14 protein-coding genes are annotated in these 13661 nt (G+C 63.8%); 10 read left to right on the top strand and 4 right to left on the bottom strand.

Features of this window, described 5'->3' with window-relative positions:
* The first annotated feature begins 9 nt into the window (after window positions 1–9).
* Genes purL through SJY12_RS02235 form a run of 3 tightly spaced genes read left to right on the top strand, consistent with a single transcriptional unit; the run spans window position 10 to window position 3344 of the window.
* Window positions 10–2235: a phosphoribosylformylglycinamidine synthase subunit PurL gene (purL, locus tag SJY12_RS02245; protein ID WP_397506632.1), complete on the top strand. Its 2226-nt coding sequence runs from the start codon at window positions 10–12 to the stop codon at window positions 2233–2235.
* A 4-nt stretch (window positions 2236–2239) separates the two neighbouring features.
* Window positions 2240–2647, top strand: coding sequence for a DUF3052 family protein (locus SJY12_RS02240; protein WP_397505856.1), 408 nt, complete (start codon window positions 2240–2242; stop codon window positions 2645–2647).
* A 25-nt stretch (window positions 2648–2672) separates the two neighbouring features.
* On the top strand, window positions 2673–3344 hold the full coding sequence (locus tag SJY12_RS02235) for a nitroreductase family protein (RefSeq protein ID WP_397505855.1): 672 nt from the start codon (window positions 2673–2675) through the stop codon (window positions 3342–3344).
* A 2-nt stretch (window positions 3345–3346) separates the two neighbouring features.
* On the opposite strand, the gene SJY12_RS02230 is transcribed toward SJY12_RS02235, so the two are convergent.
* Window positions 3347–4192, bottom strand: coding sequence for a Coq4 family protein (locus SJY12_RS02230; protein ID WP_083437354.1), 846 nt, complete (start codon window positions 4190–4192; stop codon window positions 3347–3349).
* A 55-nt stretch (window positions 4193–4247) separates the two neighbouring features.
* Complete coding sequence (gene serB / locus SJY12_RS02225; RefSeq protein ID WP_197458060.1) at window positions 4248–5117, bottom strand: phosphoserine phosphatase SerB; 870 nt, start codon at window positions 5115–5117, stop codon at window positions 4248–4250.
* A gap of 19 nt (window positions 5118–5136) precedes the next feature.
* On the opposite strand from serB, the gene miaA reads away from it, so the two are divergent.
* The 7 genes from miaA (at window position 5137) to SJY12_RS02190 (ending at window position 11894) form a co-directional block, all read left to right on the top strand.
* The gene (miaA, locus tag SJY12_RS02220) at window positions 5137–6090 is read left to right on the top strand and encodes a tRNA (adenosine(37)-N6)-dimethylallyltransferase MiaA (RefSeq protein WP_397506630.1); all 954 of its coding nucleotides are present in this window, start codon (window positions 5137–5139) and stop codon (window positions 6088–6090) included.
* Window positions 6091–6197: 107 nt separating this feature from the next.
* A complete protein-coding gene (gene ilvB, locus SJY12_RS02215) occupies window positions 6198–7949 on the top strand; it encodes a biosynthetic-type acetolactate synthase large subunit (protein ID WP_397505854.1) in 1752 nt (583 codons plus the stop codon).
* A gap of 5 nt (window positions 7950–7954) precedes the next feature.
* The gene (locus SJY12_RS02210; protein WP_156488660.1) at window positions 7955–8248 is read left to right on the top strand and encodes a hypothetical protein; all 294 of its coding nucleotides are present in this window, start codon (window positions 7955–7957) and stop codon (window positions 8246–8248) included.
* Window positions 8245–8760 carry an acetolactate synthase small subunit gene (gene ilvN / locus SJY12_RS02205; protein ID WP_397505853.1) on the top strand — a complete coding sequence of 172 codons (516 nt, stop codon included), beginning with the start codon at window positions 8245–8247 and terminating at the stop codon, window positions 8758–8760. The genes SJY12_RS02210 and ilvN overlap by 4 nt, the downstream gene beginning before the upstream one ends.
* A gap of 108 nt (window positions 8761–8868) precedes the next feature.
* Window positions 8869–9903: a ketol-acid reductoisomerase gene (gene ilvC / locus SJY12_RS02200; RefSeq protein ID WP_050600646.1), complete on the top strand. Its 1035-nt coding sequence runs from the start codon at window positions 8869–8871 to the stop codon at window positions 9901–9903.
* A 154-nt stretch (window positions 9904–10057) separates the two neighbouring features.
* Entirely contained in the window at window positions 10058–10702 is a 645-nt protein-coding gene (locus SJY12_RS02195) for a YceI family protein (RefSeq protein WP_348030079.1), read from the top strand.
* A gap of 43 nt (window positions 10703–10745) precedes the next feature.
* Complete coding sequence (locus SJY12_RS02190; RefSeq protein WP_397505852.1) at window positions 10746–11894, top strand: alpha-hydroxy acid oxidase; 1149 nt, start codon at window positions 10746–10748, stop codon at window positions 11892–11894.
* Between the two features lie 18 nt (window positions 11895–11912).
* On the opposite strand, the gene SJY12_RS02185 is transcribed toward SJY12_RS02190, so the two are convergent.
* Entirely contained in the window at window positions 11913–13040 is a 1128-nt protein-coding gene (locus SJY12_RS02185) for an epoxide hydrolase family protein (RefSeq protein WP_397505851.1), read from the bottom strand.
* A 2-nt stretch (window positions 13041–13042) separates the two neighbouring features.
* Window positions 13043–13468, bottom strand: coding sequence for a PaaI family thioesterase (locus SJY12_RS02180; RefSeq protein ID WP_269062225.1), 426 nt, complete (start codon window positions 13466–13468; stop codon window positions 13043–13045).
* Window positions 13469–13661 lie beyond the last annotated feature (193 nt).

Below are 13661 nucleotides of genomic sequence, written 5' to 3'. Positions count from 1 at the left end.
GAATCCGCGATCACCCCCGAAGTCGTCGAGCAGCACGGCTTCAGCCCCGAAGAATACGACCGCGTCCTGAACGCGCTTGGCCGCGAGCCCAATCTGGTCGAGCTGGGGATTTTCTCGGTCATGTGGTCCGAGCACTGCTCCTACAAGAGCTCGCGCCTCCATCTCAAGAAACTGCCGACCGAGGCGCCTTGGGTGATCTGCGGCCCCGGCGAGAACGCCGGCGTCATCGACATCGGCGACGGGCAGGCGGCGATCTTCAAGATGGAGAGCCACAACCACCCGAGCTATATCGAGCCCTACCAGGGCGCGGCGACCGGCGTGGGCGGCATCCTGCGTGATGTCTTCACCATGGGCGCGCGCCCGGTGGCGAATGCCAATGCGCTGCGTTTCGGGCGGCCCGACCACCCCAAGATGCAGCACCTGGTCAAGGGCGTCGTCTCCGGCATCGGCGGCTATGGCAATTGCGTCGGCGTGCCGACCGTATGCGGCGAGACCAATTTCCACCCCGCCTATGACGGCAATATCCTCGTCAATGCGATGACCGTGGGCGTCGCCGACCAGGACAAGATTTTCTATTCCGCCGCCACCGGCGTGGGCAATCCGATCGTCTATGTCGGATCGAAGACCGGCCGCGACGGCATTCACGGCGCGACTATGGCCAGCGCCGATTTCGAGGAAGACGCCGATGCCAAGCGCCCCACCGTGCAGGTGGGCGACCCCTTCACCGAAAAGCTGCTGATCGAGGCCTGCCTCGAACTCATGGCGACCGACGCGATCGTCGCGATCCAGGATATGGGCGCCGCGGGCCTGACCTCTTCCAGCGTCGAAATGGCGACCAATGGCAAGGCGGGCATCCGTCTCGACATGAACATGGTGCCGTGCCGCGAAGACGGGATGACGCCCTACGAGATGATGCTGAGCGAAAGCCAGGAGCGGATGCTCATGGTCCTCAAGCCCGGCAAGGAAGCCATGGCGCAGGCCATCTTCGACAAGTGGGAGCTCGATTTCGCGATCATCGGCGAAGTGACCGATACGCAGCACATGGTGCTCGAATTCGATGGCGAAGTCGTCTGCGACATTCCGCTCGGCCCGCTGGCGGCAGACGCGCCCGAATACGACCGGCCCTATCTGTCCAAGGAAGACTACACTGCCTGGGCGGGCATTGCGCCGATGCGCGAGCGTCCCGACACCGACGATGTGGGCGGTGACGTGATGAAGCTGCTCGCCTCGCCCAACCTGTCCTCGCGCCGCTGGATCGCCGAACAATACGACAGCCAGGTTGGCGCGGATACGCTACAGACCGGCGGCGATGCCGGTGTCGTCCGTGTGCATGGAACGAACAAGGCGCTCGCGATCACCACCGATTGCACTCCGCGCTATGTTCATGCCGATCCCTATGAAGGCGGCAAGCAGGCGATTGCCGAAGCCTACCGCAATCTGTGCGCGGTCGGCGCGCGCCCGCTGGCGGTGACCAATTGCCTCAACTTCGCCAACCCGCAGCGCCCCGAGATCATGAGCCAGTTCGTCCATGCGCTCGAAGGCATGGGCGCCGCCTGCCGTTTGCTCGACTTCCCGATCGTATCGGGCAATGTCTCGCTCTACAACGAAAGCAAGGCGACCGGCGGTGGCAGCGCGATCCTGCCAACGCCCGCTATCGGCGGCGTCGGCCTGATCGATGATTACGATTACATGATGACCATGCCATTCAAGGCAGCGGGCGAAACGATCTACCTGCTCCATGCCGAAGAATGGGCGACCGCTGATCCCGAGCGTTCGCACTTGGGCAAGTCATTGTGGCTGAGCGAAATCCATGGCCGCGACGAAGGCCGTACCCCGCCGACCGACCTCACCGTCGAAAAGAACGCGGGCCGCATCGTCCGCCAGTTGATCGCCGACGGCCTCGTCAGCGCAGTGCACGATGTTTCCGACGGCGGTCTCGCCATCGCACTCGCAGAAATGGCGATGGCGGGCGGTATCGGCGCCGAGGTCGAGTGGAACGAAGAGTATTCGAGGGCAGCCTGGTGGTTCGGCGAGGATCAGGGACGCTATGTCGTCACTGTTCCCGACACCCAAGCACTCAACGAGGCGCTCGCCAAGGGCACTGAAAACGATGAAACCGCCTCGATCGGTTTCCGCCGCATCGGTCGCACCGGGGGCGATACGCTGTTCGGCAATTCGGTCGCGGCGATGCGCGCCGCACATCAGAGCTTTTTCGCCGACTGGATGGAAGGCTGACCGCGTGAAGGCTGACTATCGCGAGACACCTCTGGCGAAGAAGCTAAGCCTGCGCGATGGCCAGCGGGTGTGGTTCGACGGCATGCCCGAAAGCATTCAGGACGAAATCGGTGAATACGCACTCGAGCTTACGTTCGTTCGCGGCCCCGAAGAGGGGCCCGATGCTGCACACATCTTCGTGACCGAACAGGCTGCGCTTGCAGCAAAGCTCGCCGAACTGCGCGAACATATGGCAGGCGACGGCCATGTCTGGGTCAGTTGGCCGGCACGGGCGGACGGTGCGCCCTTCGCCCTTTCCGAGGAGCTGGTTCGCGAGATTGCGCTCCCGCTGGGACTGGTGGACACCAAGCAATGCGCGGTCAACGAGGACTGGTCCGGCCTCAAGCTGGTGGTCCGCAAGGAATTGCGCTGAACGCCGCTTGGTATAGATCCGCATCATGCGCGATCACGAAACCGTCCCCTACTCGCTCCCCGACCTGTCCGATGGCGAACGCATCGCGCGGGCGGAGGCCATGCGCGACCGGCTGAAGCTACGGCGGTCCTGCCGGTATTTCGCCGACACGCCGGTCCCGCGCGCGATTGTCGAAGCCGCCATCGAAGCGGCCGGCAGCGCGCCCAATGGAGCAAACCACCAGCCCTGGCATTTCGCGGCGATTTCAACGCCCGAAACCAAGCGCGCGATCCGCGACGCGGCGGAAGCCGAGGAACGCAAGTTTTACGCCGGCAAGGCCGGACCGCAGTGGCTCGAAGCGCTGGGGCCACTGGGGACCGATGCCGACAAGCCCTTCCTCGAAACCGCACCGTGGCTGGTGGTCGTCTTCGCCCAGCGCAAGGGCGGGATCGAGGAGGATGGTGAGACGCAGAACTACTATGTCAGCGAAAGCGTGGGGATCGCCTGCGGCCTGCTGCTTGCCACGCTGCACGAAGCCGGGCTGGCCACACTGACCCACACGCCGTCGCCCATGGGCTTCCTGCGCGCGATCTGCGGCCGGCCCGATCATGAAAAGCCGGTGATGATCGTGGTGGTCGGGCACCCGGCGAAGGATGCAAGCGTTCCCGCGCACGCGCTGGATAAGAAACCGCTCAGCCGGATTGCCAGCTGGCTCTAGGATCAGGCCACAGCGGCGGCCTCGCCCCCCTGCTGCGCCAGAAGGTCATAGGGATCGATCCCGTCCTGACGCCAGACATGGTGGCAGACACGGTACCAGTGTGGATCGGGAATACGGAATTGCGCCCGGACTTCGGCGAGGTTCTTGCCCAGCAGTTCGCGGATCGAAAGGCCTACCAGCGGCGGGCAGGCTTTCCCGGTCCGATGCGCCTGCCGCACGGCTTTCATCACCGGGGCTTCGCTTCGGACTAGCCGCTTGAGATGCAGGGCACCGGCATAGCCCAACAGCAAATGACCATGGCTGGGGGATTGCCCGTGCGTAAACAGCAATACGCATTGTTCACCCAGTGCATCCCGCCCATATCCGGTGAGCACATGCATCAGATCGTGCGTATCGCGCTGGCGATAGCCGTACCACTGGATAAGGTCGTCATAGCTCTGACTGCCCGACTTCTCCGACTCTTCGACGAGCCCGGCGGCAGTCAGGCCTTCGCGTTCCATGAAATCGCAATAGGCGTGCGCTACCGTACCCTCGGGATGGCGGCGCAAGGCGGCATGGTCGTCGAGAATGGGCGGCAGGAACGGTTCGCTCGCGCGTAGCGCCTCGCCATGCGGGCTGAGCGCGAGTTCGCGTACACGCGGCACGAACTGGCCGGACGGCAGAGCATCGTAGATCTTGAAGACCTCGGCCGTATTCTCCTTATCCTTCAGCAATTCGCGGAAGTGACCGAAAGCGGCAAAGGGGCGATAGCGCGGCCTGGGGCGGCGCGGGTCGCGCAAGGGAGTGCCGTCGCGCGCCGATTCGAAATCGACAGAGGTGAAAGCGCCGAGGCTGATCTGATCGTTCATGGTGCCCGTTTGCTACCAGTTCAGCCCCATCTCGCATTGGAAAAGCGCGCCATGGCTAGGCCGGATCGAAATCCTCCACCCATTCGCTCTCCGCAATTCCGAGCAGCTTGAGGATCGCGGTTAGTTCGACGCTGGCAATCCGGCCGTTGGCTGCTTCGCGCGCCTTGGGCTTGGCGCGGTAGGCGATGCCGTAATCGGCGGCCTCGATCATCGGGATGTCGTTGGCCCCGTCGCCCGTCGCCAGCACGCGCGCGCCCTCGCCAAGTTGGGAGCGTTCGTCCTCCAGCGTGGCGAGCTTGGTCGAAGCATCGCTGACCGGTCCGGCCAGAAGCCCGGTCAACGCCCCGCCCGCCACGCCGAGGCGGTTGCCCACGACGCGCTCGAAGCCGAGTTGCTCGGCCACCGGGTCGGCGAAATGATGGAATCCGCCAGTCACCAGGACCGTACGGCAGCCCTTGCTGCGCAGGGTATTCACCAGCGCCCGTGCACCCGGCACCGGCTGGATGCGCTGGTCCAGGCAGGTGGCGATAGCGCCTTCCTCGAGCCCTTCGAGCAGCCCGACACGCTCCTTCAGTGCGCTTTCGAATTCGAGTTCGCCGCGCATCGCGCGTTCGGTAATGTCGGCGACCTTGTCCTTTATACCGGCGAAATCGGCGAGCTCGTCGATGCACTCCTGCCCGATCATCGTCGAATCCATGTCGGATACGAACAGCCGCGGCACCTCGATCTCGTGATCCGCGACCAGCAGGTCGCATTCGCCGAAATGTTCGGTCAGGATGCCGGTAAGCCGGGCGCGCTCGCCGTCCGGAAGCGAAATCTGGAGCACGTCGCTACAAAAATCGAGCATGCCTGCCATGGCCACCGGCATCCCGGCATCGGCGCATGCCCGCAGCGCGGCGTCGAGACGCGTTTCCACGCCGTCCATGTCTGCTATCAGCCGCGCGATGAGCACTTCGAAATCTCCCGAGAACAAGCCGGTGGCGCTCATTGCAGGGCCGACTGCCAGCGGCAAGAGCCAACTCGCGGTTGATCTGGCGCAGCGGCTGGCGCGCGACGGGCGCCGCGGGGTCGTCGTCAACGCCGATAGCCAGCAGGTCTACCGCGAGCTGCATATCCTCTCGGCACGCCCCTCGGAGGGTGAAACGCAGGGCATCGAGCACCGATTGTTCGGAACCTGGGACGGGGCGCAATCCTGTTCGGCCGCAGATTGGTCCGCAGCGGCGCGCGACACCATTCGCGAGATTCACGCCAGTGGCGGCGTTCCGATCCTGTGCGGCGGAACGGGGCTTTACCTGCGCACCCTGCTGGAGGGCATCGCCCCCGTACCTGACATCGACCCGGACATTCGCGCGGCGGTGCGGGATCTGGACCAGGTGCGCGCGCGGGCGGCGCTCGAGGCGGAGGATCCCCAAGCGGCGGCGCGCCTTGCGCCTGCCGATGCCACGCGGACGGCCCGCGCACTCGAAGTCATCCGGTCGACCGGGCGCACGCTGGCGCAATGGCAGGCGCATAAACGCGGGGGGATCGCCAAGGAAGTGGTGCTTCACCCACTCGTGCTGCTGCCCGACCGCGGCTGGCTCAACGCGCGCTGCGACCTGCGTTTCGAACGCATGCTCGATACCGGTGCCATCGCCGAAGTGGAGGCGCTGCTGGCTCGCGAACTCGACCCCGGCCTCCCGGTGATGCGCGCCATCGGAGTGCGTGAAATCGCGGCCCTGATCAAAGGCGAACTATCGCGCGCTCAAGCTATCGCGGCTGGCCAGCTGGCTACGCGCCAGTATGCCAAGCGCCAATACACGTGGTTTCGCAACCAACCACCCGCCGACTGGGTGCGTACGGATAACAAAACTATCGCCGAACACGATTTTTTTGTTTCTTTGTTTCACGCAGAAGGTTGACCGCGTAATTGAAGCATCGTATTTGAGTGCATGTCGGCCCGGCGCTTGAGACCCCAGCGTCGGGCCGACTTGTGTTCTGAAATGCCCGGATCGGGCTGGAGGATAGTGTGACCACCGAGCGCAGCGGCGCTGCAATCCTGATCGAATGCCTCAAGCGGCAGGGTGTCGAATTCGTTTTCGGCTATCCCGGCGGCGCGGTCCTGCCGATCTACGACGAGCTCTTCGCCGATGAAGATATCCGTCACGTTCTCGTTCGCCATGAAGCGGGCGCGGCGCATGCCGCCGAAGGCTACGCCCGTTCGACCGGCAAGCCCGGCGTCGTGCTGGTAACCAGCGGACCGGGGGCGACCAATGCCGTGACGGGCATCGCCGATGCCTATATGGATTCGATCCCCCTGGTGGTGATCACCGGGCAGGTGCCCACGGCGCTGATCGGGACCGACGCGTTCCAGGAAGCCGACACGGTCGGATTGACGCGCCACTGCACCAAGCACAACTACCTCGTCAAAGACCCCGAACGGCTGGGCGCGACGATCGAAGAAGCATTCCGCATCGCCACCACGGGGCGTCCCGGCCCGGTGGTCGTCGACATTCCCAAAGACGTCCAGATCGCGCTGGCGACGCAGAGCGGACAGGACGGCACGCCGCTGCCCTCGCATCGCTATCAGCCGCGCATGGTCGGGGCTGCCGACGAGATTGCCGAAGCGGTCGAAATGCTCGCCGCGGCCGAACGGCCCGTGTTCTACACCGGCGGCGGGGTCATCAATGCCGGCCTGCAGGCGAGCGAATTGCTGCGCAAGCTCCAGTCTGCCACCGGAGCGCCGGTGACCAGCACGCTGATGGGCCTCGGGGCCTTTCCTGCCGAGCATCCTGATTGGCTCGGCATGCTCGGCATGCACGGCACCTACGAAGCCAACATGGCGATGAACCGCGCCGACCTGATCGTCGCGATCGGCGCCCGCTTCGATGATCGCGTGACCGGGCGGCTGGATGCCTTCGCGCCCGGAGCCCGCAAGATCCACATCGATATCGACCGCGCCAGCATCAACAAGATCGTCCCCGTCGATCTGGGCATTGTCGGTGATTGCGCGCATGTGCTCGATCAGATGCTCGAAGCCTGGGGTGGCCGCAAACCGCGGGACTTGTCCGAATGGCAGGCTCGTATTCTCGGCTGGAAAGCGCGCGATTGCCTTGCCTATCCCGAACGCGGCAGCGATTTGATCATGCCGCAGAAGAGCATCGAGCGGCTGTTTGCGCTGACCCGCGACCGCGATCCGATCATCACCACCGAAGTCGGCCAGCACCAGATGTGGGCGGCCCAGTATTTCCGGTTCTTCTGCCCCAACAAGTGGCTGACCAGCGGCGGCTTGGGGACCATGGGTTATGGCCTGCCCGCCGCGATCGGTGCGCAGCTTGGCAATCCGGACAGTCTCGTGATCGACATTGCGGGCGAAGCAAGCATCCAGATGAATATCCAGGAACTGGGCACCGCTAGCCAGTATCGCCTGCCGGTCAAGGTGTTCATCCTCAACAATGAATACATGGGCATGGTCCGCCAGTGGCAGGAGCTGACCTATGAAAGCCGCTATTCGAACAGCTATTCGGACAGCCTTCCCGATTTCGTGAAGCTGGCCGAAGCCTATGGCTGGAAAGGCATTCGCATCGAGGACGAAGGCCAGCTCGATTCCGGGATTGAAGCCATGCTCGCGCATGACGGACCGGCGATCGTCGATTGCCGGGTAGCGAAGGAAGCGAACTGCTTCCCGATGATCCCCAGCGGCGCGGCGCATACCGACATGCTGCTCTATGGCGATCAGGTGGGCGGCACCATGGACGATGAAGCAAAGGCGCTTGTGTGATGGGCATGATGGCGAATTTCCCGAACCGCTTCGAAGCGCGTGCCGAACGGCGCAACTGGTTTGCCCGCAAGGATGCCGAAGCACTGCTCGACTGGGTCGAGGACTGCGGACACCGGTTCATCGGGCTCGAGGTCGCGCAGAAGCAGGACGACGGAACCTGGACCCTGCTTGCGGACTCGCTCGACCTGTCGCGCCAGACCGAGAATTTCGAGGCCATCCGCATGGGCCGCGTCTTCCTGTCGGAATATGACGGCGAAGGGCGGATGTTCGAACCCGTCTGGCAGGACCGCGCACAATGAAGATTGCCCAGCAGGCGGCCGAACGGCACGTCCTCAACGTTATCGTCGACAACGAGCCGGGCATTCTCGCCAAGATCACGGGGATGTTCACCGCGCGCGGCTACAACATCGACAGCCTGACAGTGGCCGACATTTCGGAAGATCACGCGATCAGTCGTATCACGATCGTCACGCGCGGTCCCGAGCCGGTAATCGACCAGATCCGCGCCCAGCTCGAACGGCTGGTGCCGGTCCACAAGGTGATCGACCTCACCGAATTGGGCGGGCATGTCGAACGCGAACTGGCGCTCATCAAGGTCGCCGGGAAAGGCGACAATCGCGTCGAGGCGCTGCGCATCGCGGAACTGTTCCGCGCCAATGTGGTCGACACCACGACCTCCAGTTTCGTCTTCGAACTGACCGGCTCGCCCGAGAAAATCGACAGTTTCATCGCGCTGATGCGCGAGCTCGGGCTTGTCGAAGTGGGGCGTTCGGGAATCGTGGGAATGGTCCGCGGGCCCGAGCCGAACTGATCGAATGAATTTCGTCGCTCCTGCTCAGGCGGGAGCCTATCCAACCTATCGCCAGCCGGCGACCAATTCTGGGCCCCTGCCTTAGCGGGGGCGACGCGAGGGAAGAAAATGCAAGTCTATTACGATGCCGATTGCGACCAGCAGCTGATCAAGGACAAGAAGGTCGCAATCGTCGGCTATGGCAGTCAGGGCCATGCCCACGCGCAGAACCTGCGCGATAGCGGTGTGGGCGAACTCGCCATTGCGCTGCGCGATGGCTCCCCCAGCGCGAAGAAGGCCGAAGGTGCGGGCTTTACGGTCAAGACCGTTGCCGAAGCCGCCGAATGGGCCGACGTGCTGATGATCCTCGCGCCCGATGAACACCAGGCAGCGATCTACGCCAATGAAGTCTCTGGCCGGATGCGCCCGGGTACTGCGCTTGCCTTCGCGCACGGTCTGAACATCCATTTCGGGCTGATCGACCCGCCGGCCGACGTCGACGTCATCATGATCGCGCCCAAGGGGCCGGGTCACACGGTGCGCGGCGAATACATCAAGGGCGGCGGCGTACCCTGCCTCATCGCGGTGCACCAGGAATCGAGCCAGTCGGGCGGCAACGGCTTCGCCAAACAGCTGGCCTTGTCCTATGCGAGCGCGGTTGGCGGCGGCCGGTCGGGCATCATCGAAACCGATTTCAAGGAAGAGTGCGAAACCGACCTGTTCGGTGAACAGGCCGTGCTATGCGGCGGGGTCACCCATCTGATCCAGGCCGGCTTCGAAACGCTGGTCGAAGCCGGATATGCGCCCGAGATGGCCTATTTCGAATGCCTTCACGAAACCAAGCTGATCGTCGACCTGCTGTATGAAGGCGGGATCGCCAACATGCGCTATTCGATCTCGAACACGGCCGAGTATGGCGACATCAAGACCGGCCCGCGCATCATCACCGAAGAGACCAAAGCCGAAATGAAGCGCGTCCTGAAGGACATCCAGTCAGGGCGTTTCGTCAAGGACTTCGTGCTCGACAACCAGGCCGGTCAGCCCGAACTGAAGGCCAGCCGCAAGGCCGCCGCCGCGCATCCGATCGAAAAGACCGGCGCCCAGCTTCGCGCGATGATGCCCTGGATCGGCGCGAACAAGCTGGTCGACAAGGACAAGAACTGACACTTGCTATCGGCATCCATTGGTCAGATCCCGGCCAATGGATGCCGTTCACCGACCCGTTGTGGTGCGTACCGCAGCCGACCGGACCGACACACTCCGGGAACGCGTTACTGGCGCGGGGCATTCTTCAGTGAGGTTCAACAGGAGGCCGACCATGAAGACATCTTTCCTCGCCCTTGCGCTTGCAGCCAGCGGATCGCTGGCCGTCACGGCGATATCCGCGCAGGATCAGCCGCAGATCCCGGGCGTCGTCGACGTCAGCCGGGTCGCCGCCGGTAGCTATTCGCTCGATCCATCGCACACGCTGGTCAGCTGGCAGGTCGGTCACTTCGGCTTCAACGACTACTTCGGACTGTTTGGCCAGATCGACGGCACGATGACGCTCGACCCTGCCGATATCGACGCGACGCAGTTCGACATCACGGTTCCGATCACCAGTGTATCGGTGCCCAGCGAAGGTCTGCGCGACCATCTGCTGCGACCGGGCAAGGATGGCGCGGCCCCCGACTTCTTCGGTCCCGAACCTGAAGCGGCGCGCTTCGTTTCAACCTCGGTCCGGCGGACCGGTGAAACCACCGCCGTCGCCAGCGGAATGTTGACGATGAACGGCCAGACCGGCCCGGTTACCATGCTGGTGGAATTCACTGGCGCCGGACAGAATCCGATGAGCGAAGCACAGACAGTCGGCTTCCACGCACGTGCGCAGATCGATCGTACCGACTGGGGAATCAGCTACGCCGCCCCGCTGGTCGACAACATGGTCGACCTGGAAATCAGCGCGGCTTTCGAACGCGACTGAACCCCACTCGACAAGCGCATGGCGAGCGGCCACGGTCCTCCCCATGCGCTTGTCAGACTGCCACAATATCGATGATTTCCGCCGGCTCGCGAAACAGCGGCTGCCGTGGCCCGTGTTCGACTATATCGACGGGGCTGCCGATGACGAGGTGACCAAGGCGCGCAACACCAGCGCGTTCGATACGATGGATCTCGTGCCGGACGTGCTCGCGGGCGTCGGTCAAATCGACACCTCATGCCAGATCATGGGCCGCCACAGCGCGTTGCCGCTGGTCCTTAGCCCGACCGCGTTGCAGCGCGCCTTTCACTGCGACGGTGAACGGGCCGTCGCGCAAGCGGCGGCCCGGTTCGGCATGTGGTTCGGCATTTCCAGCCTGGCCACGCACTCGATCGAAGAGATCGCGGCGCTGACCGACGGACCCAAGCTGTTCCAGCTATACGTTCACAAGGACCAGGGACTCAACGCCAGCATGATCGAACGCTGCCAGGCAGCGGGCTTCGATGCGCTCGCGCTGACGGTCGACACCATAGTATCGGGCAAGCGCGAACGCTGCTTGCGTTCGGGCTTCACCACCCCGCCCCGCTTCAGCGCATCCTCGCTCTGGAGCTACGCCACGCGCCCCCGCTGGACGCTCGATTACGTGTTCGGTCCGAAGTTTCGGCTGCCCAACCTCGATGGACATGTCGAAGAAGGCAGCGGCAAGGCGGTCAGCATCCAGGACTATTTCAACACCATGCTCGATACGAACATGGATTGGGATACCGCGGCGCGCATCCGGCAGGATTGGGGCGGGACTTTCGCCCTCAAGGGTATCATGAGCGCGGGCGATGCGCGGAAAGCGGTCGAGATCGGTGCCGATGCTATCTGGATTTCCAACCATGGCGGACGCCAGCTCGACGGCAGCCGCGCGCCCTTCGACCAGCTGACGGAAATCGTCGAGGCCGTGGATGGCGAGATCGAGATCATTCTCGATGGTGGTGTGCGCCGCGGCACGCATGTCCTCAAGAGCCTGGCAGCGGGGGCGACAGCCGCCTCGGGCGGGCGACTGTATCTCTATGCGCTTGCCGCTGCGGGGCAGGACGGGGTCGAACGGGCGGTGCAGATCCTGAAGGAAGAAATCGAACGCGGCATGCGGCTCATGGGCGTCACCTCGATCGACCAGCTTGCGCCCGACCGCTTGCGTCGGCGCTGAGTATCGGTTCAGCGGCGATCACGGCATGGCGGCCACACAGGCGCGCAGCTCGCTCACGAACAGTTCCGGCTGCTCCCACGCGGCAAAATGCCCGCCCTTGTCCAAATCGTTCCAGTAAACGAGATTGGTGAGCGTTCGCTCAACCCACTCGCGTGGCGCGGGCAGGATCTCTCCGGGAAAGGCGCTCGCCCCCGCAGGTATGCTCACCGTGCCGTCGCCGAACTTGCCAAAGCTTTCCCAGTAGAGCCGGGCCGCGGAGGCGCCCGTAGCCGGCAGCCAGTAGAGCATGACGTCGTCGAGCACCTGGTCCATTGTCAGCACATCCCAGGCCGAACCCTGGTTATCGGTCCAGTAGTGCACTTTCTCGAGCATCCATGCCGCCAACGCGGAGGGCGAATCCACCAGGCCATAGCCGATCGTCTGCGGACGCGTGCTTTGCTGCTTGGAATAGCCCGAATCCCATTCCTGATAGAACCCGAGGCGCTGCAGCGCCTTGAGCACCTTGGGGTCCTTGCTCTGCATGTCATCCGGTCCCGGACGGCCGATTGGCATGTTGAGGTGGATGCCCCTGCACTCGGACGGGGCCAGTTGCCCGATCGCCATCGTGACTGCCGCGCCCCAGTCCCCGCCCTGCGCCATCCAGCGCCGGTATTCCAACCTCTGCATCAATTCAGTCCAGGCCTGCGCGATCCGTTCTACCCCCCAACCTGTAGTCGCGGGCTTGGCGGAAAAGCCGTAGCCGGGCAGCGACGGGGCGACGACATGGAACGCCTGCGTGTCTGCTACAGTCGGCTCGGTCAATTCGTCGATCACGCCGAGGAATTCGACCACCGAACCGGGCCAGCCATGCGTCAGCAACAGCGGCACGGCATCGGAGCGCGACGAGGGCTTGTGCAGGAAGTGGATATCCAGCCCATCGATCTCGGTTAAGAACTGCCCGACTGCATTCAGCCGCGCCTCGCATCGCCGCCAGTCGTAACCGGTCCGCCAATAGGCGACCAACTCCCTAAGCGCGGCAAGCGGTGTGCCCTGCGTCCAGTCGTCGACCGTTGCCGCTTCGGGCCAGCGCGTGCGATCGAGGCGTGCTGCCAAATCCGCTAGATCCGCCTCGGGAATGTCGAGCGTGAACGGCCTGATCGCGTTCATGGCTACGCGTCCTCCGTCGCTTTTTTCGATGCGGCGACCACTCGGTTCATATCGGCCAGCAATATCGTGCTTGTTGCCTTGGCGAGAACGGTCCCTGCCGCGTCCTTCAAATGGCCTTCGTAGAAGCTGGTCCGCTTGCCATGCCGTTCGACCCACGCTTCGGCGATGACAAGCCCGGGGCGCGTCGGGGCGAAATAGCTGACCTTGAGTTCCAGCGTCATCGGGACAATGCCGGGGCCGTTCCTGGCCATTGCCGCATGCGCCATGGCCGCGTCGATCCAGCCGCTGATGAAGCCGCCCTGCACAACCCCGCCCGAATGGCACTGCGCCTGTTTGGCTTCGTATTCCAGCCTCGCATGTCCCTCGGCGTCGGTCGACACGACCCGTATCAAACCAAGTGTTTCGTTCAGCGAATGCCCCTCGGCCATGCTCTCTCCCATCTACCGTGAAATATAATTTCTCGCGATGCCCAAGACTGTTTTGCTTTACAACCCCGGCTGGCTTTCGCATACGCCGTGGTATGACGAATGCACTCGGCCTAATTATCCTGCGACTTACTCGCCCTTGGGCGTGATATCTGGCGTGCCTTTCCCGGTGCGCTGAGCGCCCAAGGGACCGACC

The organism is Qipengyuania sp. R86523, from assembly GCF_044596365.1.
Classification (GTDB): Bacteria; Pseudomonadota; Alphaproteobacteria; order Sphingomonadales; family Sphingomonadaceae; genus Qipengyuania; species Qipengyuania citrea.
Note: the sequence above shows the minus strand (reverse complement) of the source record. Positions and strands in the feature narration are given on the sequence as shown.